The sequence below is a fragment of the Actinoplanes sp. NPDC023714 genome (assembly GCF_040639855.1).
GTDB lineage: Bacteria > Actinomycetota > Actinomycetes > Mycobacteriales > Micromonosporaceae > Actinoplanes.
This window is the reverse complement of sequence record NZ_JBFAAR010000003.1, coordinates 1-23,012: the sequence shown is the minus strand read 5'-3', so window position 1 is coordinate 23,012 and position 23,012 is coordinate 1. Positions and strand designations below refer to the sequence as shown.

Here is a 23,012-nt window from a genome sequence, read left to right as displayed (position 1 = left end):
GGGCATTCACGGGATCACTCAGTACTGACGGGTGGGCAGGGCTTCCTTCGCCTGCTCCTGGGTGAAGGTGGTCTCCTCGGTGAGCACCCGGGCGGGGATCTCCTCACCGGCGTCGGCCTTCTTGACCAGTTCCATCAGCTGCGGGCCGAGGAGCGGGCTGCACTCGACGATGAAGTTGATCTTGCCGTCGGCGAGGGCCGTCATGCCGTCCTTGACCGCGTCGACCGTGATGATCTTGATGTCGGTGCCGGGCTTCTTGCCGGCCGCCTCGATCGCCTCGATGGCGCCGAGACCCATGTCGTCGTTGTGCGCGTAGAGAACATCGATGTCCGGGGTGGACTGAAGGAACGTCTCCATCACAGTCTTGCCGTCCGCGCGCTTGAAGTCACCGGTCTGGGACTTCACGACCTTGAAGTTCGGGTTCGACGCGATCTTCTCGGCGAAGCCCTTCTGGCGGTCCAGGGCCGGCGCCGAGCCCGTGGTGCCCTGCAGCTCCACGATGTTGACCGGCTCGTTCTTGCCCTCGTACTCCTTGATCAGCCAGTCGCCGGCCTTCTGGCCCTCGACCACGAAGTCCGAGCCGATGAAGCTCTTGTAGAGCGAGGTGTCCTGCGAGTCCACCGCGCGGTCGGTCAGGATCACCGGGATGCCGGCGTCCTTGGCCTCCTGCAGCACCGCGTCCCAGCCGGAGGTGACCACCGGCGAGAAGGCGATGACGTCGACCTTCTGCGTGATGAAGTTCCGGATCGCGGAGATCTGGTTCTCCTGCTTGCCCTGTGCGTCGGAGAACTTAAGATCGATGCCAGCCGATGCAGCCGACTCCTGGATGGACTTCGTGTTCGCGGTACGCCATCCGCTCTCGGCGCCCACCTGAGAGAACCCGAGGGTGATCTTTCCGTCGTCGTTGCCCGAGCCGCTGTCGCCGCCGTCGCTGCCGCCACAACCGGCGAGCACGGAGACGGCCAGGATGCCGCTCAGAGCGGCCGCGGACCAGTTCCTGCGCACCATAACCTCCCGAAACTTGTTACCGTTCACAAAATGAGCAGCGGCAGGCAGCACTTGCCTTGACCGCAGGGATAGTCGGACTGCTGCGACCGGCGTCACAGCTTGCGTTTCGTGAGTGTTACCGTTCTCAACGTGCTCGTCAAGAGATCTCGATCTTTGTTTCAGCTAGATTGCAAGAACGGCGGTATCGCCCAGGGTCACTGCGCCATCACCTGCTAGGAATCGTCCAATGGCGACCCCATCAGCGGCGCCGGGTCCGGAACCCGCAGCCCAGCAGCGATCCACGGCCGGCTCCCGCACACCGCGCGCACGACGCGAGACGCGGACCGGCAAGGAGCGCGGCACCGTCATGCGCGACGTCGCCAAACTGGCCGGGGTGTCCCACCAGACGGTCTCCCGGGTGATCAACGAACATCCCCACGTGCGCGCCGAGACGCGGGAACGGGTGCTCGCCGCGATGCGGTCGCTCAACTACCGCCGCAACCTGGCCGCCCGCACCCTCGCCACCCGCGAGTCGCACACGCTCGGCATCATCGGCTTCGAGACCACGCTCTTCGGGCCGGAGTCCATGCTCTACGGCATCGAGAGCGCCGCCCGCGCCGCCGGATACCTGGTCAGCGTCGCCACGGTCCGCGACCTGGAGCACCGTCCCGTGCTGGAGGCGGTCGACCGGCTGGCCCAGCACGACGTCGACGGCATCATCGCGATCGCGCCCAAGCCTTCCGTGCTCACCGCGCTCACCCACGCGCCGGGAGGGCTCGCGTGCGTCGCCGTGGGAGGCGCCGGCGGCGCCTTGGAGGAGCCATTCCCAACGGTACGGGTGGACAACATCGCGGGCGCCCGGCTGGCGACCCGGCACCTGCTCGATCTCGGACACGCCACGGTCCACCACGTCGGCGGGCCGCCCGACTGGCCCGAGTCGCAGGCGCGCGTCGAGGGGTGGCGGGAGACCCTGTACGCCGCCGGCGCCGTGGTCCCCGCCGTCACCGCCGGGTGGTGGGACGCGGCCGCCGGCTACGAGCAGGGCCGCCGCCTCGCCGCCGACCCGGCGGTCACCGCGATCTTCTGCGCCAACGACCGGATCGCGCTCGGCGTACTGCGCGCCCTGCACGAAGCGGGCCGCCGGGTACCCGAGGAGGTGAGCGTCGTCGGGTTCGACGACATGCCCGACTCGGGGTTCTTCCTGCCTCCCCTCACGACGGTCCACCAGGACTTCGCCGAACTGGGGAGGCGCGCGCTCGCCCTGCTGCTGCGCCACCTCGGCCGGCCCGGCGCGGCGCCGCCGGAGGACGTGCTGGTGGCGCCGTCGCTGGTGGCCCGGGCCAGCACGACGGCGCCGCGGCGGTAGTTCTGTCCTCGATCCGTCACCCTCTGCGGTGACTGAGGTAGTTCTGTCCTCGATCCGTCACCCTCGGCGGTGACTGACCCGGCGCCGGACGCCCATCGCCGTTACAGTCCGAGGGGTGCCCGCCTCCTGCCGCTCCTCCGCCGCCCGATCGTCCCCGGCCCGATCGTCCTCGGCCGATGGGTGAGGGCTGGCTGGGCCGCCGCCGAAGCCCGCGCCTCTCCGGAACCCTGCACATCCGCGACGCCGCAGGCCGCGAACTGGCCGTGCCCCTGCGCGGCCGGGCCACCCTCCTCACCGCGAACGGCAGCGGCCTGACCGGCTACGGCGAAGTCCACGCCGTACACACCTCCCCCGCCTCCGACGACACCACCCTGATGATCAGTTACGGACATGCGCCGGAGGTCCGCGAGTCCGGCCTGTGCGCCTGCGGCGAGACGGTGATCCTGGGCGGCGTCACCTTCACCTGGCGCCACCAGCCCGCGACGATCCCCCGCCCGAGGGCCGCCAACATGCCCCGCCTCCCCATTCCCGCCCAGCCGGCGAACGCGCTCCCGCCCTCCCCCACGCCGGCGGGCCGCTTCCCCAACCGCCAACCCGACACCACTCGCCGGCCGGCCCTGGATCCGCGCCCCAATTCCCCGACCTGACCCTCCCCCTCCCACACCACCCCACCACCGCTTAGCCGGCGCCGCACCGCCCGCGCCCACACCGTTTTAGCCCGTGCCGCGCCGCCCTCGCCCGCACCGCCTTTGCCCGCGCCGCGCCGCCCTCGCCCGCACCGCCTCTGCCCGCGCCGCGCCGCCCACGCGCCGCCCACCCTCTCGCAAATCTTGGACGCTTCACCACCGCATCCGGTGGCAAGCCGTCCAAGATCTCGAAGCAGGTGGCGAACCGACCAACATCGCAGAATCCGGTGGGCGATCGTCCAAGATCTCAGCGACCAAGGACGCCCGGGGCGGATCTTGGACGCATCACCACCAGATTCGGTGGCAGGCCGTCCAAGATCGCGAAGGAAGGTGGCGAATCGACCAAGATCGCAGAGTCCGGTGGGCGATCGTCCAAGATCTCGGCAACCAAGGGCGCCCCGGGCGGATCTTGGACGCATCACCACCAGATTCGGTGGCAAGCCGTCCAAGATCGCGGAGGAGGGCGTCGATCGTCCAAGATCGCGGAGCGGGGTGGGAGACCGTTCAAGATCTGCGAGTAGGAGAGGGCGCGCGGGCACGGATGCGTGAACGCATGGTGGGCTGGTGGCTCGGGTGCGCGGGTGCCGCGGCGTTCCGCCAGGAGCGGTTCGGGCGCTGTGCGCGCCAGGGAACGCGCAGTGACGCGGCGATTTGAGGTGACGCGATCGCGCGGCGCTATGAGATGGGGCGGTGACGCGGCGCTGTGAGGTGACGCCGTGACGCCTTGGTGCGGCACGAAAAGGTGGTTCGGCCTGGGCGCAGCGGGCGGGAACGGCGGAAAGGACTGCCGCTGCGCCCGAGGGACGTCGGGCGCAGGACGTCGAGGTAGGGACTGGTCAGGCTGTGGGCTTCGGGTTGCCGTAGTAGGCGCCCGGCCCGTGCTTCCGCTTGAAGTGGCGCTCGGAGAGGTGCTGCGGGATCGACGCGGCCGGGTTGAGGGCCAGGGTTTTGAGGGCCATCTCGGCGACCGCCTCGCAGATGATGCCGTGCTGCACCGACTTGATCGGGTCGGGGCCCCAGGTGAAGGGGCCGTGGTTGGCGACCAGGGCTGCGGGCATCGCGGCTGCGGCGGCGTCGTCGCCGATGGTCTCGACGATGACGCGGCCGGTGTTGAGCTCGTAGTCGGTGGCGCATTCGGCGGCGGTGAGGCCCCGGGTGACCGGGACCGGGCCGTTGAAGGTGTCGGCGTGGGTGGTGCCGAGCAGCGGGATGTCGAGGCCGGCCTGCGCGAACGCCACCGCGTTCGTGGAGTGGGTGTGGGTGACGCCGCCGATCGAGGGCCAGGCCAGGTAGAACGCCCGGTGCGACTCGCTGTCCACGGAGGGGCGCAGGTCGCCGGCGAGGACCTTGCCGGTCTCCAGGTCGACCGGGACGAGGTGGTCCTCGGTCAGCTCGTCGTAGGCGACGCCGGACGGCTTGATCAGGTACAGCCCGGCCTCACGGTCGATGCCACTGACGTTTCCCCAGGTCAGCTGGGCCAGTCCGGCCGCCGGGATCATCAGGTTGGCCCGTAGGACGGCCCGGCGCAGAGCCTTCGAACCGTAAGTCACGCCGTCTCCCCACACACGAAAAGAGCGAATGTTAGCGCTCACCATAACCGACCCGTAGCAGGCCTGAAAACGTCACGTTAACGCCAACACCGACTGCTCCACCCGGGTGCGCAGCTCCTCGGGCAGCGCCGAGCCGGCCGCGGCCTGACCGGAGGGACCGGCCGCGTAGGCCAGGAAGCTGCGGGTCAGGGCCGGCGTCCCGGTTCGGCACACGAGCTCATAGGAGATCAAAACCAGGGGGTACGCGTAATCGGCCGTCCCGTCGTATCGCGGCGCGATCCGGAGGTCGTCGGTGATCGTGGCGCGCAGCAGGGCGCCCGCGACCGCCGAGTTCGTCGGCTCGGTGAACGGCCCGCCGGCCGGGCCGATCCGCACCACCGGCAGGTCGTTGAGCAGCGCGTACGACGACTCGACGTAGCCGATCGCCCCATCGGTCCGGCCGACCGCGGCCACCACCCGATGGCTGCCCTTCTCCCCCGTGCCGCCGGGCGCCCGCCAGGTGCTCCCCGCACCGTGCGGCCATCGCCCCGGTGCGGCCGCCGCCAGGTAGCGCGTGAAGTTGTCGGTGGTGCCGCTGCCGTCGGCGCGGTGGATCGTACGGATGGCGGTGGACGGCAGCGCGGCGAGCGGATTCGTGGCCGCGATGGCCGGGTCGTCCCAGGCCGTGACCTTCCCGCTGAAGATCTCCGCGATGGTCTCCGGCGTCAGCCGGAGCTCGCCCACGCCGGCCACGTTGTAGGCGAGCGCGATCGGCCCGGCCACCAGCGGCAGGTGCACGACCGGGCCGCCGCAGCGCTCGGCGGCCTTCCGCAGATCCTGGCCGGAGAGGGCGGAATCGGTCCCCGCGAAGTCTCCCTCGCCGTCCAGGAAGGCCCGCACGCCGGCGCCCGAGCCGGTGCCGGCGTAGGCGATGGTCGCGTCCGGGCAGGCGATCTGATAGGCCTTGATCCAGGCCTGGAGGGCGCTGGTCTGCGCCGACGACCCCTGCCCGCCGGTCGTCCCGGAGGCGCACGAGATCGGTTCGGGTGCCGGTTCGGGCGGCGCTGAGCAGGCCGCGAGCGCCAGCAACAGGATCAGGACGGCGACCCTCATCGATACTCCGCCAATCTCCTGCGCACCCCGATCCCGATCAGCCCGATGATCACGACGAGGGTCACGACGGGCAGCACCACCGCTCCGGTCAGCACCCGTTCGGCATCCCTGAGACCACGATCAAAATCGGTCTTCTGTACGTCGGTAACGGCCGCCACGGCAGCGTCGAAGTAGGCGAAGTCGAACGCGGCGTCGCCCCGCCGGATCCCGGTGAGAACCGTGATCGCCTCGTCCCGCCGGCCCGCGTCGGTGAGCGCCAGGATCCGCTCGTGGCCGCGCTCGTAGGCCTGCCAGCGCTCGCCGGCCACCGGGTCGAGAGCCCTCAGCTGCCGCGACTTCACGGTGAAGTCCTCCCGGTAGTGGGCCAGGTTGCCGCTGACCAGGTACCGGCTCGTGTCGGCGGCCGCGTCGTAGCCGACCGCCCGCAGCTCGGACAGCGCGAGGTACGGCTCGAGGGCGTCCACCCGCGCGCCGGTGAGCCGCCGTTCCTGCGCGCCGGCGACCGACGACACGGCCACGAGCAGCGCGAGGCTCAGCGCCGTGGCGGCGGCCAGCGCCGGGTTCCAGGTGCGGCGGAACCGCCGGGCCAGCCAGACCTGGAGGCCGGCGAGCAGGATCAGCAGCGCGCCGCCGAGCAGCACGACCACGGCGTCGGCGGTCGCCTCGGTGCCGCGCTTGGCCTCGTACGCCCGGGTCAGCCTCTCCTCGCTCACGGCGCGCAGCCGGGCCGCGTCCGGGAGCAGGTCGAGGTGCAGCACGTTGGTGGCCTGCGTGTAGTGGCCGAGCGCCTCGGCGGCCGAGTGCGGCTGGGCGGCCAGCGCCTGCCCGATCCGCTGGCGATAGACGGCGAGACCGTCGCGCACCTCGGTCACCAGGCGCCGTTCCAGGTCTCCGGCGCCCGCGGCGAGCAGGTCCTGCAGGCCCGCGTCGATCTGCCGGCCGCGCTCCCGGTAGGCGCCGAGCGCGTCGAGCCGGCTGCCGGCGAGGGTGTCCTCGTCGCCGGCCAGCAGGATCCGGGTGGCCTGGGCGTCCAGGTCGCTCAGTGCGAAGTAGAGCCCGGCCGCGGTGACCGCCTGCGGCGCGGCCTGATGCCCGATGACCCGCACCTGGTCCTGGACCCGCGCCATCACGAGGCCGGTCGCGAGCAGCAGCGCCGCGGCGGCCGCGGCGGTGAGGGCGGACAGCAGCCTCAGGCGTACCGGAGTCTCATTGCGGACCACGTGTCGGGTGGCCTCCAGAACTGCCACGTCCCGACGGTAGGAGGCCCGGGTGTCCGGAAGGTGGACACCCGGGCCTCGTCCCGGGGAACTACCGGAGAACGCGCTTGTCCGGGCGCAGCGACTCGGGCAGCGCGATGGTGATCCACTCGTTGTTGTCCGCCGCGGTCGCGGAGCGGCCGGTGGAGAACGGGAAGTTGTTGTCGTTCAGCACGGCGATGGTCTTCTCGTCCAGGATGACGACGTCCTCGATGGTCTGGAACGGGAAGGTGAACTTGGTGCCGAAGCCGCCGAGCCGGCGCGGGTTGGCGACGTCCATGAGGTCCACGACGAGCTTCTTGGCGAGCGTGCCGTCGGAGCGCTTGGTGGCCATGTAGATCTTCTTGTTCACCGCGGTGGCGCCCTGTCCGCCGTCCCGCTCGATGATCAGGAAGCGGTTCCTGTCGACGGCGATGGCGTCGCCGATCGCGTGCGCCGGCGCGTCCAGCTTGTAGGTCCAGCGCTTGCCGGTGTACTTGCGGCTGCGCAGATCGAACTCGTTGAACCGCAGCACGCCGGCCGGGTCGCCGGTGACCGTGCCCTCGAGCAGCGGGTAGAGGTAGCGGCCGTCGGGCGACGCGGCCATCCCCTCGAAGCCCTTGCTGCTGCCCAGCGTCGCGGTCGTCCCGGTCCGCGCCGCGGTCTCCGGCGCCACCACGCCGTCGAGCGCGACCGGGGCCGAGAGCAGCCTGCCGGCCCGGTCGAAGTGCAGCAGGTACGGGCCGAACTCGTCACCGATCCAGTACGAGCCGTCGGCGCCCTTCACGATCGACTCGACGTCGAAGTCGGCGCCGGTGAGCACCCGGTCCGCGCGGGTCAGCTTCCACGGCACGTGGCCGTCCGGGTCGGTCAGGTTGACGCCGCCGAGCACGTCGACGGTGTTGTTCCGGAAGACCGGGGCGAGCCGGTGGACGCGCAGCAGGAAGTCGCCCGAGTTGGCCTGGTTGCCGTACCCGTTGTCGCTGAGCACGTCGAACGTGCCGTCGCCGTTGTCCGCGATGCCGGAGAAGCCCTGGACCGGCTGGTCGGCGAAGGGCGCCGTGAACCCGTTCAGGTTGCCGGTGACCAGGCTGCCGGAGGGCTCGCTGCCCGGTACGAACGTTCCGGCGGGCAGCGACGCCCAGCCGGTCAGCGTGGGCCTGGTGATCCGGTCGTGGTGCTGCCCGCCGGCCACCGAGGCGGTGCCGGCCAGCGTCAGCGTGAGAGCGACAGCCCCGGCGCCGGCGATCGTACGATTAATGATCTTTCCCATGTGGCCGGACGTTAGGCAGCGCCGGTGAACCCCGTTTCACTTCCGGCTGGCCGCCGACCGACGTGGCCGTGACGCCTTCGCCCCCGCGTCGTGCCGGGGCAGCGACGCGATGTCCGGCAGGCCGTGCCCGATCGCGAGGCCGTCCGCCTGGTGGATGAGGTGTCCCTCGTCGACCAGGTCGGCGATGAGCTCGGTGAGCCGCGCCTCCACCTCGGGCGAGCGCCGCGAGGACCAGCCGAGCAGCCGGCCGGTCGCGGCGAGCAGCTGATCCACGGTGAGCACGCCGCCGTCGTGGACGAGGTGCTCGAGCGCGACCTTCAGCTCCGAGTCGGCGACCTGGTCGGCCTTGCGCGCCACGTCCTCGGCCTTGAACCGGACCATCGGCTCGCCCTGCCCGGGGTCGCTCAGGAACGTGCCGTCCCAGCCGAGCCCGGCCTCGACGATCGCCTCCTCGACGGCCGCCTTCGCGTGCTTGGTGATCCGGGTGAGGCCCCACTCCTCGCGCATCCGCTGCAGCGCGACCGAGAAATGGACGGGTCCCTCGACGTGCGCGAGCTCGCGCACCGCGTCGATCAACAACCCGCGGGTGTCCGGGTCGGTGAGTCCGGCGCCGGCCGGGAGGGGTGCGAGCTGCGCTTTCCGGTACGGCTGAGCCCACTGCTCGGCGAGGTGGGCGGCGACCGGGTGCGCTTCCTCCTCCTCGTGGTGCCCGGGTTCGGGTTCGGGCTCGGGCTCGTGGTGCTCCGGCGCGTGCGCGGCGATCGGGTGCATGTCGGCCGGGTCGATGTCCTCGCGGTGCAGGTGCTCGAAGACGGCCGGGACGACGACGTGCTCCTCGAACTCCTCGGCGAACGGCTCCAGGTCGGCGTCGAGTTCCACGTCCACCATCGACGGGGTGTCCGCCCACTCCCGCGGGACCTCGGTCCGCTCCTCCTCGGGCGCGCCGGCGTCGGCCATCTCGCGGCCCACGTCGTCCACTCCGGCGAGGTAGGCGCCGGCCTCCTCGACCAGGTAGTCCGGGGCCAGGTACCAGGGCTCCGGACCGGCCGGCTCGTCGTACTGGAAGACCGGGCCGGTCGCGGCGGCCGCCTGCTCCGGGCTGATCTCGACGGTCACCTCGTCATCGAAGGATTGACTGCCGTAGACCTCGGCGAACGCCTCCGCGAAGATCTCCCCTTCGGTGTCGGCCTCGGCGAACGCCTCCTCCTCGTACTCCTGAAGCTCCTCCACCGAGGGCTCGGCCTCCATGACGGGGCTCTCCGTGACCGGGCTCTCCGTGACCGGGCTCTCCGTGACCGGACTCTCCGTGACCGGACTCTCCTCGACCGTCAGCTCCGGCGCCGACTCGGCCGGGTACTGCGCGAGCGCCTCCTCGATCGCGATCCGCAGGCGCTGCTCCTCGTGCTCGCGGTCGAGATACCAGGCGGTGCCCCAGATCCGGTGCAGGTTCCAGCCGAGGCTCTGCAGCACCTGCTCGCGCAGCCGGTCCCGGTCGCGGGCGGCCGGCGCCGAGTCGTACGTGGTGCCGTCGCACTCGATGCCGAGGGCGTACGGCGCGTTGCGGCGCGACGAGGTGCGGACCGCCAGGTCGACCCGGAACGCGCCGGTGCCGACCCGGGCCCGCACGTGGTAGCCCCAGGAGGCGATCACGTCCCGTACCGAGTCCTCGAACGGGGTCTGCGCCTCGGCGCTCGCATCGGTCAGGTCCAGCGCGTCCTCGCCCCGCACGGCGTAGTCGAGGTAGGCCGCCAGGAACGTCAGGTTCTCGTACCCCGCAAGCTCTTGCGCCCGGACCGCCGACACCACCTCGAAGCGGCGCGCGGCGCGGGTGGTCGCGACATTGAGCCGCCGCCAGCCGTCCGGGCCGTCGAGACCGCCGAGATCCGTGCCGATCGCCAGGATCACCACGTCCCGCTCGTCGCCCTGCACCGCGTCGAGGTCCTTCACGAAGAACCCGCGCAACCGGTCGTCGTCCGGCGACCCGACCATGTCGGCCACCGCGGCCTCGATCTCCCGACGCAGCTCCGGCGTGCAGGCCACCACCCCGAGCGTACGGTCGGGACGGGTCACCAGATGGTGGGCGACCCGGCTGGCGACCTCCTCGGCCAGCGTCTCGTCGCCCTCCGCGGCGAACAGCTGCACCCCCGCGTCCGGACCGGCCGGACCGGCGGCCGGGAACGTGTTGAGCCGCCCGGCGTAGAAGCTGTGGTTCGCGAACGCGATCAGCGACTCGTGCCGGCTGCGGTAGTGCGTGGTCAGGTCCAGGACCGGGAACGCCCCGCAGTGGATCGCCAGGCCCAGGATCGACTGGCCGTCGCCGCCGCCGGGCAGCGGGGTGGCGCCGAGCTGCCGGTCGTCACCCACCACGATCATCGAGCTGGCCCGGTACGCACAGGTGATCGCGTCGGCGACCGGCACCCGCGAGGCCTCCTCGACGATGACCACGTCGAAGTAGAGGTCGGACGGGATGAGCCGGCTCACGTCGGCCGGGATGGTGAGCATCGCCGGCTTCACCGCCTGGGTGGCGTGCCGGGTCTCGGCGAGCAGGTCCCGGACGGTCGGGCGGCGACCCTGCTGGGCCGCGGCCGACCGGATCATCGCCGCCTCGGCGACCGCGGTGCCGGACGGCTGCATGTCGTCGACGGCGTTCATGACGTCGGCGGCGGCGGCCCGCTCCAGCAGCGTGTCCCAGAGCCGGAACTCGCGGATGAGCCGGTCCCGGGAGGCGGCGTCGAGCGGTGGCAGGCGCTCGTCCTCCCGGATGATCATGTCGGCCCAGGACTGGAACAGCGCCCGGCCGAGCACCGGCAGCAGCTGCTCGACCGGCAGGTCCTGGCTCGCGCAGAACTCCACGACCGGGTCCAGGCCGTGCTCGCTGAGCACCTCCCGCGCCGCCTGGTAGTCGAACCACTCCTGCTGGCCGTGCACGTCCTCGAGCAGCGCGGTGATCAGCTCGCGGGCGTGCTCGTAGTCGTCCAGGGTGGCGGTGAGCGACGGGTGCCGGCGCGGCGCGAACGCCCGCAGGATCCAGTCGCGGGCGGACTGCCACTCGGCGACCCGGGACGGCAGCGCGTCGGTGGGTCGTACCCGGGCCAGGGCCTGCGCCTGCTCCGGCGTGAACGGGACGTCGGCGCCGGCCCGCACCCGGCGGGCCTCGGACGCCCAGGACATCGCGGTGGCGAGCGCGTCCACGTCGGTTTGGGTGCCCCGGTACAGCGGGCCGAGCACCTCGGCGTACTCGCCGGCGTTCGCGGTGAGCGCGCCGGCCGCGTCCGAGGCGGTCTCCCGGAGCAGGCCGATCGCGGCCGACTCGGCGAGCGTGAAGTCCCGGCCGGCCGCGACGCTGTACGCCTGGGTCAGCTCGGCCGCGGCGGTCAGCGGCTCCACGTGCGCCCGCAGCCAGGTGACCGCGTCGTGGATCGGCCCGGTCGCGAGCTGCGGGCGGGGCGCCGGCTCGGGCGCCGGGCGCAGCGCCGCGGTGAACCGCTCGAATTCGGTGCGCGCCTCGCTGACGATCCGGATGATCGCGCCGTTCGGGGTGGCCGCGCAGACCCGCTCGATGATGCCGCCGACGGCCAGCGGCGGAGTGATCCGCAGCGTCTCCTCGGCGGTGCGCAGCGCGTCCTGGATCGCGTCGAAGTCGGTGTCCAGGTGCTTCCAGTGCCGGCCCAGGTTGCGCGCGTACTCCAGCTCGGCCGCCTCCAGCTCCTGGACGGCCCGCTTCCAGGCGGCCGCCGCGTCGAGGTTCGCGACCGCGTCCGAACGTTTCACGTCGGGCCGGGCGATGCCGGCCGTGATCCGCTTGTCCCGCCGGTACGGCTTGCGCAGCTTGCGGATCCCCTTGTGCTGGGTGGCGAACCGCTCGACCAGCTCGTCCACCGGCTCCACCAGCGCCGACTCGTTGAAGTGCTCGCGGGCCCGGGACTCGGCGGCCTTCACCGCCTCGACGGCGCGCTGCAGCACCCGGGACGCGGCCCGGGCGTTCGCCATCCCGGTCGTGTCGAACCAGCCCAGCTCCGGCTTGTTCGGCCGGTTCAGCAGGTCCACGATCGCGGCGACCCTCGGCAGGTCGGTGAACGCCACGACGTTCGGCAGGCCGAGCCGGGCGGTGACCCGGTCCAGGCTGTGCTGGTGCTGCTCCAGCCGGTCGGCCTCCTCGGCGAACCGCCGGGCCAGCCCGATCGCCTGCGCCGTGGTGAGCGGCAGGATCTCGATCGGCGGCGGGTTCAGGTGCGCGAGCGTCGGCACCACCGGCAGCTTCGCCGGCGACGGCAGCGCCGACCAGGTGACGCCGGCCTTCGCCCGGACCGCCTCCTCGGCCTGGTGCAGCGAGCGCAGGTGGCCGACCAGGCCCTCGGCGGCCTTCGCCACCGGCTCCAGGCTCTCCAGCGTCAGCCACTCGTCGGGCACCTCGCCGGGCCGCCGGGCGGCGTGCCCGACCAGCGTGGTCAGCGCGATCGCGTCGGCGATCGTGTGCGCCTCGAACACCTCGGCGAGCCGGTCGTTGTTCTCCGCCTCGATCAGGTGGTCGAGCGCCGCGAGCGCCTGGTGCAGCCGGGCGTCCAGGCGGTTGCGGTCGATCACGTCGCGCCACAGGAAGTCGTCGCCCTCGAGGGCGGGCCGCCAGGCGCGGCCCAGGTGGTCGGCGGCGTCGCGGACGCGCTGCAAGGATTGCGTGGTCAGGGGTACGGGCAACCCGCCCGGCACCGGCCCGGCCGGCAGATCCGTCATCTGGGCGCACATGCCGAGCACGTCGTGCAGCCGGTGACCGAGCGGCTCGCGGACCTCGTTCATCGCTTCGGCGTACGCGTTGAGCCGCATCCGGTGCTGCCGCAGCTCCTCGCGCTCGTCGGTGGAGAGGCTCGGCGGCGGCAGCGGGATGAAGTCGAGCGCCGTGGCGAGCGCCCCGGCCACCTGGGTCCGGCCGATCCGGTCGCTGTGCAGCTCCAGCAGGTAGTCGGCGAGGCCCACCCGGGCCAGCCGCTCCTTCACGCCGTCCAGGGCGGCCGCCTTCTCCGAGACGAGCAGCACCCGCTTCCCGGCGTGGATGAGGCAGGCGATCATGTTGGCGACGGTCTGCGTCTTGCCCGTGCCGGGGGCGCCGCGCAGCACGAACGTACGGCCGTCGACCGCCGCGGCGATGGCGGATCGCTGGGCGGCGTCGGCGTCGAGGACCAGCGGCACGTCGTCGGGCGCCGCCAGTTCGTCGATCCGGCGTACCGGGACGGGCTCGAAGCGCAGCGCGTCCGGCTGGGCGATCGGGTCGGTGGCGAGGGCCCGGATCACCGGGTGGGCGAGGATCTGCCGCTCGTTGTCGACCAGGTCGGTGTACATCACCTCGCGCTGCACGTCGAACCGGGACAGCATCACGCACTCGTCGGAGTGCCAGTCCGGGTGGTTGCCGATCGCCGCGTCCAGCCGGGCCCAGAACACCGTGAGGTCCAGGTTCGCGAGGCTGTCCACCTGCGGGAGGTCGATGCCGTACGCGTGCAGCCGCACCGCGAGCGCCGGGTTCACGATCGGGTCCTCCGGCCGCGCCCGCAGCCGCGGGTAGTCCAGCGGGTCCGGGCAAACCAGCTCGACCGGCACCAGCACGATCGGGCTGGCGAACTGCTGGCCGCCGTCCACCCAGTGCAGCGATCCCAGCGTCAGGTAGAGCGCCGAGATGCCCTGCTCGTACTGGTCGCGACGGGCGGTCCGGCGCAGCGCGTGCAGCGTCGCGTCCATGTCCGCGTCGATCATCTCGGTCTGGAAGACGTTGGCGGCCCGCGGCCGGGGCCCCTCGGCCTGCTCCTCGATGCCGAGGAATCCGCACTCCCGTCCGTCCCGGAGCGCCTCCAGGATGCTCCGCGGCGTCGGGCTCACGATCGCCACGACCCCGGGACCCGCGGGATCCACGTCGATCAGTGGATTGCTGCCGGTGAAGTCCAGCAGACCGGCTCGCCAGGACTCCAGCACTCCGCGAACACGCGCATCCGGCCGTCCGGTCAACCCGTCAGCATCATCCCACCGCATTGCCACATTCCAGCAAGGCAAGGCGGGTCACCGTGGCGATTTTCCGGGTTAATCCGACGTTCCGGACTTCAACCAATCGAATTCGGCCTGTCCGACCCGGGGCAGGACGTGCTCACGCCGCCGCAAACTTCCACAAACAGAACATTACCGACATGTACGACAGGTCGGGCGTGGCGCGCCGATCCGATGCCACACGGGCACACGCCGCCCTCAGCCAGGAAGCCGCGCCGCCGCCCGCCCATCCCGGCTGCACCCCATGGTCGCCTGTGGTCGCCGCCGGGAGGGCGGCTTGCAGCCTACGGTCGTCGCCGGGAGGCCGGCTGCACGCTATGGTCGCGGCCCGAAGGCCGGCTGCACGCTATGGTCGCTGGTAGCGCTCCCACACAGCCATAGGCTGCAGCCGGCCGAAGCGGGCCGCAGTCCGTTGCTGTCGACAGGCCCGGTCGACGACCATGCGCTGCAGCCGGCGGGGTGCCGTCACTCCCAGATCGGTACCCACCACTGCCAGCCGGCGGGCGCCAGCGGCCAGCCCGGGTCCGGACGCCAGCCCTCGGGCGGGTACCAGCCGTCCGGCGGCACCGGCCAGCCGGGCGGCACCACGAACTTGATGCCGGTCGGCGCGCCGGGGATCGGCGGGTGCGGGTTGGCCTCGGCGGCCGGGGCGGGGGCCGCGGATACCGGGGCGGCGCCGGAGAGCCGGCTCGGGTTGCTCTTCACGACGGCGGCCAGGGCCGGGATGACCGTGGTCTCGGCGATGTGGGCGCCTACCGGGGCCGGGCTGACCGGATGGGCGAACGATTCCGCCGGCCCGGCTTCACCCACCGTCGCCGGGCTGCCCAGCGCCTGACCGCCCAGCGCCTGACCGCCCAGCGCCGGACCACTCAGAGCCTGTCCAGCCAGCGCCTGACCAGCCGACGCCTGACCGCCCAGAGCCTGACCGCTCAGAGCCTGACCGGCCAGTGACTGGCTTGCCGGCGTCTGGCCGTTGAGCGCCGGGGCCCCCGAGGACGGCATGGCCGAAAGGGGCGATCCCGCGAGCGAGGGCGATGCGGCTACCGGGGAGCCGGGCATGGCCGACACCGAGGCGGAAGTGCCGGCGAACGTCGTTGCACCTGCGGGCGAGCCGGGGAACGACGAGCCTCCCGCCGCGTCGGCGGACGGGGATGCGGAGACCGGCGCCGGCGCGGATGACGTGACGGCTGCCGCCGGGGAACCCGGATAGGCCGGCGCCGGCGACGACGGGCGGGTGGGGGTCGCTTCGGACGGCGTGTCGAGGCGCGGTGCCGTGCCGCCGGCCGGTGAACCGGTGGAGGGCAGGGTGGGCAGCGCGGAGGCGCTCGGGGTGGCCCAGGCGGGGATGCCGGTGCTCGGTACTGCCCAGCTCGGCACCGCCTCCCCCGGCGCGGCCCAGCCCGGGATCGCCTCGCCGGTGGTGGTACCCCAGCTCGGGCCGGGTTCGGCGGGAGTGGCCCAGCTCGGGAGCGCGGGTTCGCCGCCGGCCGGGCGCACCGGGAGGCCGGCGGCCGCGTCGAAGTCACGGGCGGCGGCCGGGTCCGGGCCGGCAGCGGCGTCCAGGCCGGGAGCAGCGCCACCGAAGCCCGCGTCACGACCGGCAGCCGAACCGCCGAAGCCCGCGTCACGACCGGCAGCCGCATCACCGAACGCAGTGTCACGGTCCGAACCAGCGCCACCGAACGCAGCGTCACGATCCGTACCCGCGCCACCGCCGAAGCCCGGGTTGTCCCGCTTGTCGGCCGCGGTCCGGCCCAGGCCCGCGTCGCTGGCGATGCCCAGCCGCAGGCCCGACTCGCCCGCCTGCCAGCCTGCCGTCGCCTCGCTGGAGGCGCCGGGGGTCCAGCCCTGGGTCACGTCGTCGCGGGCGGCCCAGCTCGGTACCGGGTCGCCGGGGGCGGCCCAGCTCGGGGCACCCTCCGCCGGCGGGGTCCAGCCGGAGGTGGCGTCGACCGGCGGGGTCCAGCCGGAGGTGGGGTCGACCGGCGGGGTCCAGGCCGGCGTCGCGTCGCTGCTCGCCGCCCAGCTCGGGGCGAGCTCGCCCGGCGACGAACCGGGCGGGGAAGCGGGCGGCGAACCGGGCGTGGACCAGCTCGGTGAGATGCCCCCGGCCGGGCCGGGCGCCGCGCCTGGTGTGGCCGGTCCCGTGGAGGTCGCGCCGGACGCGGAAACGCCTGCCGCGGCACGGCCGGAGGACGAGGGATTGGGGAACGCGGGGGAAGAGGAGGCGGAGGACTGCCGGCCCTGCCAGGCTTCCGGGAGATCCTGGACGCGGGAGATGTAGAGCATGACGCTGGCCTCGCCGGCGTTGCCCTTCACGATGCCGCGGGCGGCCGTGATGAGGCCCTGTTCGGCGAGGTGGCGCAGGGTGGGCAGCAGCTCGCCGCTCATCTTCGGGCTCAGGTCGCCGACCCGGGCGTCGCCGATGCGCACCTCGACCAGGTGGTCGGCCATCTCGTGCAGGGTCACGTACGCCCAGCACTCACCCTCCGGGCGCAGCAGCGGCCGCAGCGCTTCGAGGAACTGCTGCTGGCCGTTGACCTGGACGGCCGAGCCGGACGGCAGGAGCCGGTGCTCGGCGGGCGGCGGCTCGTTCGCCGGGACGAGCATGTGCGGCTCGGCGAGGTCGAGCCGGATCGTGCCGACGAAGGCCGGCGGACGGCCGTCGTACTCGCCCCACTCCCGGCCGTGGATCTGGCCGTTGACCTCGGGCACCAGCCCGCGCTTGTGCAGCGAGGAGAGGACTTTCACGTACCGCGCGGCCTCCGGCCGGGGCAGGTGACCCAGCAGCGCCGACCCGGACCAGACGCCCACCGCGTTGCGGTCGTGACGGTTCTTGGGGTCGGGTATGAGCTGCAGGGGAACGGATATGTCGGTCCCCTGTGGGTTGAAGTCGGAGCCGAAGAGCGCACGTATCGCCTTCGCGTAGTGCGTCTCGCCGACCACCTCGGCACTTGCCCAGCCCGCTTGTCCCCAGAGTTGGAACCGATTCGCCACACGGGAACGCTAGTGTCTGCTTTCCGTCAGTCACCTCGTCCATACGGACGAGTGCGATCATCCGTACGTTCCGTATCGCGATCACAGCGCCGCGCGACCGAATCATCGTTCAGGATCCGGCAAACCGGCAACAACTACACAGAGTTACGGGGAAGCGGGACTCGCTCCCCCGTACCCAATGATCAAGAACGGACAGTGGGCGTGTCACCCACCTTGACCACCATCTTGCCGGTGTTGTCGCCGCGCAGGACGCCGAGGAAGGCGTCGGGCGCGTTCTCGAGGCCCTCGACGACGGTCTCGCGCGCGGAGATCCGGCCGTCGCGCAGCCAGCCGCCCACCTCGGCGAGGAAGTCGGGCATCCGGTGGTTGTGGTTGCCGACGATGAAGCCGCGCAGGTTCAGCTCCTTGCCGATGGCGAGCGCGAGGTTGCGCGGCGCGGCCGGCGGGGCGGTCTCGTTGTACTGCGCGATGGCGCCGCAGAGCGCGAACCGGGCGAACTTGTTGGCCGACGCGATCGCGGCCTCCAGGTGGTCGCCGCCGACGTTGTCGAAGTAGACGTCGACGCCGTCCGGCGCGGCGGCCCGAAGCTGCTCGCGGACCGGGGCGTCCTTGTAGTTGAACGCGGCGTCGAAGCCGAGCTCGCCGGTCAGGTACGCGGCCTTCTCCGCCGAGCCGGCGCTGCCGATCACGCGCTTCGCGCCCTTCAGCTTCGCGATCTGCCCGACGACGCTGCCCACGGCTCCCGCGGCGCCCGACACGAAGACGGTGTCGCCCTCCTTGAACTGCGCGATGTCGAGCAGCCCGACGTACGCAGTGAGCCCGGTCATGCCGAGCAGCCCGAGGTACGCCGAGAGCGACTGCGCCGGGTCGACGACCCGCACCCGGTTCGCGTCCGCCACCGCGTACTCGCGCCAGCCCAGGCCGTGCGCGACCACCGCGCCGACCGGCACCGCCGGGGCGTTCGAGGCGACGACCTCGCCGACCGCGGCGCCGTCCAGGGGCGCGCCGACCGCGAAGGGCGCGACGTAGGACTTGGTGTCGTTCATCCGGCCGCGCATGTACGGGTCGACCGACATGTAGATGTTGCGGATGAGCACCTGGCCCTCGCCGGCGACCGGCGTCTCGACCTCGGCGAGCTCGAAGTTCGCGGCGGTGGGCCAGCCGGTGGGACGGGAGGCGAGGCGGATCTCTTGCACGGGGGATCTCCAATCGGTCGAGGCTTTTCGACAGTACGTCGAGAAAGTCGACACCGCGTCGATTATTCGATGTTAACCGCGTTACCGTGGTGTCATGACCCGCCGGCGAGGACCCAGCAAAGGCGATCGCCGCGAGCGGGCGATCCTGACCACCGCGCGTGACCTGCTCACCCGCAAACCGCTCGCCGACATCACGATCGACGAGCTCGCGGCCGGCGCGGAGATCTCCCGGTCGAGCTTCTACTTCTACTTCGACTCGAAGCTCGCCGTCGTGGTGGCCCTGCTGCACGACCTCACCGGCGAGCTGCACGCCGGCTCGAGCCCCTGGCTGGACGGCACCGGGCCGGACGAGGAGGCGCTGCGCCGCTCGCTGACCGGGCTCGCCGCGATCTGGAGCGGTCACGGGCGGCTGCTGGCCGGCGCGCTCGCCGCCGCTCCGGGCTGCCCGCCGATCGCCGCGTGGCGCGCCGGGCTGCGCGACGCGCACGTGAAGCGGCTGGCCGCGCGCATCGAGCGGGACCGCGCGGCCGGGCTCGCCCCGGACGGGCCGGCCCCCGCGGTCCTGGCCGGGTTGATCGACGACCTGCGGCTGGCGGCGTTCGCCGGTGCAGCGGACCCGGCCGGCCTTGTCGACGACATGGTCCTGGTCGAGCTGCGGATCCTCTACGGCGAAATAGGGGAAACCGGCGCGGCAGGGTGATTCAGAAGGCACGCTGAGGACATGCGAATCGGTGTCATTGGGGCAGGTCAGCTCGGGGGCACTCTGGCCGCGTGGTGCGCCGAGAGCGGTCACGACGTGGCCGTCACCTCCCGCCACCCGGAACGGCTCCGCGAGCGGGTCGACCGGATGGGCGGGAAGCTGCGCGTCATGTCGATCCCGCAGGCCGCGGCGTTCGGTGACATCGTGATCTTCGCGCCGAACTGGTCCGGGGCGAAGGAGGCGGTCGACCTCACCCGGTCCGCGCTCGAGGGCAAGGTCGTCATCGACGGCACCAACCCGGAGGACGGCGTGCCGGGGGTGCCCGCCGGCTCGTTCACCGGCGCGTTCACCGGCAGCTACCTGACCGGCGCGAGCACCAAGGACCCGGTGCTGATCGCCGCCGCCGTCAACGGCCCGCCCGGCGAGGCGTCCGACCGGCTGATGGAGCACGCCGGCGCCAAGAGCGGCCTGGAGACGCTGATCGAGTGGGCGCCCGGCGCGCACTGGGTGAAGGCGTTCAACAACCTCTCCACCGACGTGCTGAGCCGGCGGCGCGGCCACGACCCGCTGCTCGCCGAGTTCGTCTGCACCGACGAGCGGGACGCCCGGGAGGCGGCCTGCCAGATCATCCGCGAGCTCGGGTTCGCGCCGTTCTATGCGGGCGGGGCCAAGGCGGCCCGGCTCACCGAGACCGGCGGGCCGCTGCAGGCGCGCGAGGTCGACGTGCAGGACGCCACGGACGCCCTGGCCGACGCGCTCGCCACGCTGGGGTGATCTCCTAGGATTCCGGCGTGTCGTCGCCGCGAATCCTGGAACTGCTCGCCTCACCCGTGCACCGCTTCGAGGGCCGCCCGTCCGACGGCCCCGCGCCCGCCCCGGCCGGGGAGCTCGTCGAGGAGATCCGTCTCCGGGCCGGGCTCGGCATCGTGGGTGACCGCTATTTCAACCACCCGGCCCATCGGGACGCGAGCGTCACAGTCATGGCGGGTGAGTCTCTGCCCGCGGGTGCGGGCCTTTCCCGGGTACGACGGAACATCCTCACCGCCGGCATCCCCGTCGACGACCTCGTGGGCTCGGTGCTGAGCCTCGACTCGGGCGACGGGCCGGTGCTCCTGCGGGTCCGGCGTCCGGCCCACCCATGCGCGTGGATGGACGTGACCGTCGGCCCGGGCGCGTGGAAGGCGCTGCGCCGCCGGGGCGGGGTCCGCTGCGTGCCGCTCACCGACGGCGTGCTGCGGGTCGGCCCGGTCGCCGTCGAGGTGCTCCCCGATCAGACCAGCGCCGGCTGAAGCTCCCGGCGGTCGGTCTCGGTCGCGCGCTCGGCCCAGTTGAACGGACGGTCGTCCTCCCGGCGGCGCAGCCACGCGGCGTGGGTGTCACGGGTGGTGGGCGGGGTCGAGGTTCCGATGGTCAGGCTCATGACGACTCCTCTGTCGGCTTGATCAGCTGGGTGTTACCCCGTTGATCGGCCGGCGCCGCATCCGTTCCAGAGAAATCGGACGCCGCACCCGATCCGCTACCGAGTGGGTTGCCAGAGCCACCGGTCGCGACTAACGTACAACCACATGGTTGTAGGTCAGGACGCCGATCTCGTCTTCCACGCCCTCGCGGACGCGACGAGACGCGACATCCTGACCAGGGTCATCCACTCCGGGCAGTCGGTCTCCGAGCTGGCCCGGCACTATCCGATGAGCTTCGCCGCGGTGCAGAAACACGTCGCGGTGCTGGAACGCGCCGCCCTCGTCACCAAGACGAGGCGCGGGCGGGAGCAGATCGTGCACGGGGAGGTCACGGCGCTGCGCCGGGTGGCCCTCCTGCTCGATGCGTACGAGGAGGTCTGGCGGCGACGAGCCGGCCGGATCGCCGACATCCTGGACGAGGACGAGTGAGAGGAGACCGGTCATGCCGGTGGTCAGCTCTGTCAAGAACGTGGAAGCGCTCACCATGACGTTCGTCGCCGAGTTCGAGGCGGCCGTCGACCGGGTCTGGCAGGTCTGGGCCGATCCGCGCAAGCTGGAGCGCTGGTGGGGGCCGCCGACCTGGCCGGCGACCTTCGAGACGTACGAGTTCAAGCCCGGCGGGCGGGTGCACTACTACATGACCGGCCCGGACGGCACCCGGTCCCGCGGCTGGTGGACGATCACCGCGGTCGAGGCGCCGCACCGCCTCGAGTTCGACGACGGGTTCGCCGACGAGAACTTCGAGCCGGTCGACCCGAAGGACACCACCCACGGCGTCGTCACGTTCGAGCAGGTCGGCGACCGGACGCGGATGACCACGGTCTCCACGTTCACCAGCGCCGAACAGCTGGAGAGAATGGCCGAGATGGGCATGGAGGAGGGCATGCGCTCCGCCCAGGACCAGATCGACGCCCTGCTGTAATCCCTCCGCCCCTCCCCCTCTCCGCGATCTTGTGAAGTCCCACAGCACCGTTCCTGCCGAAGTTCACAAGATCGGGGCGGGAGAGGGCGCCCCGCCCGGCCACAACCCCACCCCACCCCGATCTTGTGAAGCTCCACAGCACCGTTCCTGCAGAACTTCACAAGATCGGGGCGGGAGAGGGCGCCCCGCCCGGCCACAGCCCCGCCTCTCCGCGATCTTGGGGAGTTCGGCGGGACCGTTCCTGGCGAAGTTCACAAGATCGGGGAGGGGGAGGGGGTAGCGTCGGGAATGCCCTCGACGTGCCCGATGGGAGGCGGACGGTTGACCCCCAGCTGGCGGACACGATTCGGCGGCGAGAGCGTCTCCCCCGACGCACAGCTGCGGATCGACGAGCTGACCGCCGCCCTCGCCGAGCGGGACGCCGAACTGGAACGGCTGCGCGCCGACCGGGACGCGCGGGCGCAGAGTTCGCAGGTCGAGCAGGTACGCCTCAACCAGCGCCTGCGCCGCCGCGCCAAGGAGGCGATCGACGGCACGGCCGCGGTGATCGGCGGCAAGCTGGAGGACGTGGTCATCCAGGTGGGAGCGGCCCGGGACGCCGCGGCCGCCACCCAGGAACGGGTCACCGTCACGAACAGCGCGGCCGAGGCCCTGGTCCGGCGGGCGCACAGCGCCGACGAGGCGGCCACCGCCCTGAACGCCAGCCTGCGGCAGGTGGCCGGGATCGCCAGCGTGATCTCCGGGATCGCCTCGCAGACCCGGCTGCTCGCGCTGAACGCCACCATCGAGGCGGTTCGCGCCGGGGCGGCCGGCAGCGGGTTCGCCGTGGTCGCCGACGAGGTGAAGGGGTTGGCGGACACGACCGCCGACTCGACCGAGCAGATCACGAGCACGATCGCGGCGCTGGAGGCGGACGTCGCGCAGATGGGCGAGACGCTCACCGCGATCATCAAGGACGTCGGCGACATCGAGGACGCGATGCGGCAGCTGGGCGGGATCGCGGACCGGCAGAACGACATCGTGATGCTGCTGCACCAGAGCGTCGACGCCACGATGGCGCAGATCGGCGACCTGTCCGACGTGGCGGAGCGGCTGGAGCGGCGGCGCACCGACCGGCTGCCGGTGCACGGGACGGTCCGGCTGCACGCGGCGGGCCGCGAGCTCACCGGGCAGGCCGTCGACCTGAGCGCCGACGGCGTGGGCTGCACGGTTCCGAACAGCGCTGCCCTGGCCGTCGGCGACACGGTCCGGGCGGCCTTCGATCTGGGGGACGGCGGCGGGGTGCCGGGTGGGCTGCGCGGCACGGCCGACGCCCGGGTGGTCCGCCGGATGCCGCGCGACGGGGTCACCGAGCTCGGGCTGGAGTTCGTGGACCTGCCCGACCCGCTGCGCGAGGACGTCGAGAACTTCCTGGCACAGGTGGGGAGCTAGAGCGAATCTGACGGATCATGGTCGGCTCCGGTCGGGTTTCGCACGGAGCCAGATCATGATTGAGGCGACGGTAACCGTTGCCTCGTAACG

The 23,012-nt window shown here is 72.2% G+C and carries 17 protein-coding genes; 8 read left to right on the top strand and 9 right to left on the bottom strand.

The genetic code is table 11. The annotated features are described in order from the left end of the window. Window positions 1-18 precede the first annotated feature (18 nt). A complete protein-coding gene (locus AB0G10_RS15390) occupies window positions 19-1,008 on the bottom strand; it encodes an ABC transporter substrate-binding protein (RefSeq protein ID WP_360920832.1) in 990 nt (329 codons plus the stop codon). A 346-nt stretch (window positions 1,009-1,354) separates the two neighbouring features. Here AB0G10_RS15390 and AB0G10_RS15385 point away from each other — a divergent pair, with 346 nt between their 5' ends. Both AB0G10_RS15385 and AB0G10_RS15380 read left to right on the top strand, forming a co-directional pair. Continuing rightward, complete coding sequence (locus AB0G10_RS15385) at window positions 1,355-2,353, top strand: LacI family DNA-binding transcriptional regulator (protein ID WP_360923013.1); 999 nt, start codon at window positions 1,355-1,357, stop codon at window positions 2,351-2,353. 176 nt (window positions 2,354-2,529) lie between these two features. Beyond that, window positions 2,530-3,000 carry a hypothetical protein gene (locus AB0G10_RS15380; RefSeq protein WP_360920829.1) on the top strand — a complete coding sequence of 157 codons (471 nt, stop codon included), beginning with the start codon at window positions 2,530-2,532 and terminating at the stop codon, window positions 2,998-3,000. Window positions 3,001-3,875: 875 nt separating this feature from the next. Here AB0G10_RS15380 and araD read toward each other — a convergent pair. The 7 genes from araD to AB0G10_RS15345 all read right to left on the bottom strand — a co-directional run bounded on the left by araD (window position 3,876) and on the right by AB0G10_RS15345 (window position 18,409). Then, entirely contained in the window at window positions 3,876-4,589 is a 714-nt protein-coding gene (araD, locus tag AB0G10_RS15375; protein WP_360920826.1) for an L-ribulose-5-phosphate 4-epimerase AraD, read from the bottom strand. 72 nt (window positions 4,590-4,661) lie between these two features. Next, window positions 4,662-5,681, bottom strand: coding sequence for a phosphate ABC transporter substrate-binding protein PstS (gene pstS, locus AB0G10_RS15370; protein WP_360920823.1), 1,020 nt, complete (start codon window positions 5,679-5,681; stop codon window positions 4,662-4,664). After that, window positions 5,678-6,928, bottom strand: coding sequence for a hypothetical protein (locus tag AB0G10_RS15365; protein WP_360920820.1), 1,251 nt, complete (start codon window positions 6,926-6,928; stop codon window positions 5,678-5,680). The genes pstS and AB0G10_RS15365 overlap by 4 nt, the downstream gene beginning before the upstream one ends. A 61-nt stretch (window positions 6,929-6,989) precedes the next feature. Next, entirely contained in the window at window positions 6,990-8,189 is a 1,200-nt protein-coding gene (locus AB0G10_RS15360; protein ID WP_360920817.1) for an esterase-like activity of phytase family protein, read from the bottom strand. 36 nt (window positions 8,190-8,225) lie between these two features. Further along, complete coding sequence (locus AB0G10_RS15355; RefSeq protein ID WP_360920814.1) at window positions 8,226-14,147, bottom strand: DUF3320 domain-containing protein; 5,922 nt, start codon at window positions 14,145-14,147, stop codon at window positions 8,226-8,228. A gap of 534 nt (window positions 14,148-14,681) precedes the next feature. Next, window positions 14,682-17,213, bottom strand: a complete 2,532-nt coding sequence (locus AB0G10_RS15350; RefSeq protein WP_360920811.1) for a hypothetical protein — start codon at window positions 17,211-17,213, stop codon at window positions 14,682-14,684. 182 nt (window positions 17,214-17,395) lie between these two features. After that, entirely contained in the window at window positions 17,396-18,409 is a 1,014-nt protein-coding gene (locus AB0G10_RS15345; RefSeq protein ID WP_360920808.1) for an NADP-dependent oxidoreductase, read from the bottom strand. Between the two features lie 94 nt (window positions 18,410-18,503). Between AB0G10_RS15345 and AB0G10_RS15340 the strand changes: the two genes are divergently transcribed. The 3 genes from AB0G10_RS15340 to AB0G10_RS15330 are packed head-to-tail and all read left to right on the top strand — an operon-like array spanning window position 18,504 to window position 20,398. After that, entirely contained in the window at window positions 18,504-19,109 is a 606-nt protein-coding gene (locus tag AB0G10_RS15340; RefSeq protein ID WP_360920805.1) for a TetR/AcrR family transcriptional regulator, read from the top strand. 21 nt (window positions 19,110-19,130) lie between these two features. After that, on the top strand, window positions 19,131-19,883 hold the full coding sequence (locus AB0G10_RS15335) for an NAD(P)-binding domain-containing protein (RefSeq protein WP_360920803.1): 753 nt from the start codon (window positions 19,131-19,133) through the stop codon (window positions 19,881-19,883). Window positions 19,884-19,900: 17 nt separating this feature from the next. Then, on the top strand, window positions 19,901-20,398 hold the full coding sequence (locus AB0G10_RS15330) for a molybdenum cofactor biosysynthesis protein (protein ID WP_360920800.1): 498 nt from the start codon (window positions 19,901-19,903) through the stop codon (window positions 20,396-20,398). Here the strand turns inward: AB0G10_RS15330 and AB0G10_RS15325 are convergent. Next, window positions 20,380-20,529: a hypothetical protein gene (locus AB0G10_RS15325; protein WP_360920798.1), complete on the bottom strand. Its 150-nt coding sequence runs from the start codon at window positions 20,527-20,529 to the stop codon at window positions 20,380-20,382. The genes AB0G10_RS15330 and AB0G10_RS15325 overlap by 19 nt on opposite strands. Window positions 20,530-20,674: 145 nt before the next feature. Between AB0G10_RS15325 and AB0G10_RS15320 the strand changes: the two genes are divergently transcribed. The 3 genes from AB0G10_RS15320 (at window position 20,675) to AB0G10_RS15310 (ending at window position 22,922) form a co-directional block, all read left to right on the top strand. Beyond that, entirely contained in the window at window positions 20,675-20,998 is a 324-nt protein-coding gene (locus AB0G10_RS15320) for a winged helix-turn-helix domain-containing protein (protein WP_360920795.1), read from the top strand. A gap of 13 nt (window positions 20,999-21,011) precedes the next feature. After that, a complete protein-coding gene (locus tag AB0G10_RS15315; protein ID WP_360920792.1) occupies window positions 21,012-21,491 on the top strand; it encodes an SRPBCC domain-containing protein in 480 nt (159 codons plus the stop codon). Between the two features lie 321 nt (window positions 21,492-21,812). Continuing rightward, on the top strand, window positions 21,813-22,922 hold the full coding sequence (locus AB0G10_RS15310) for a methyl-accepting chemotaxis protein (RefSeq protein WP_360920789.1): 1,110 nt from the start codon (window positions 21,813-21,815) through the stop codon (window positions 22,920-22,922). Window positions 22,923-23,012 lie beyond the last annotated feature (90 nt).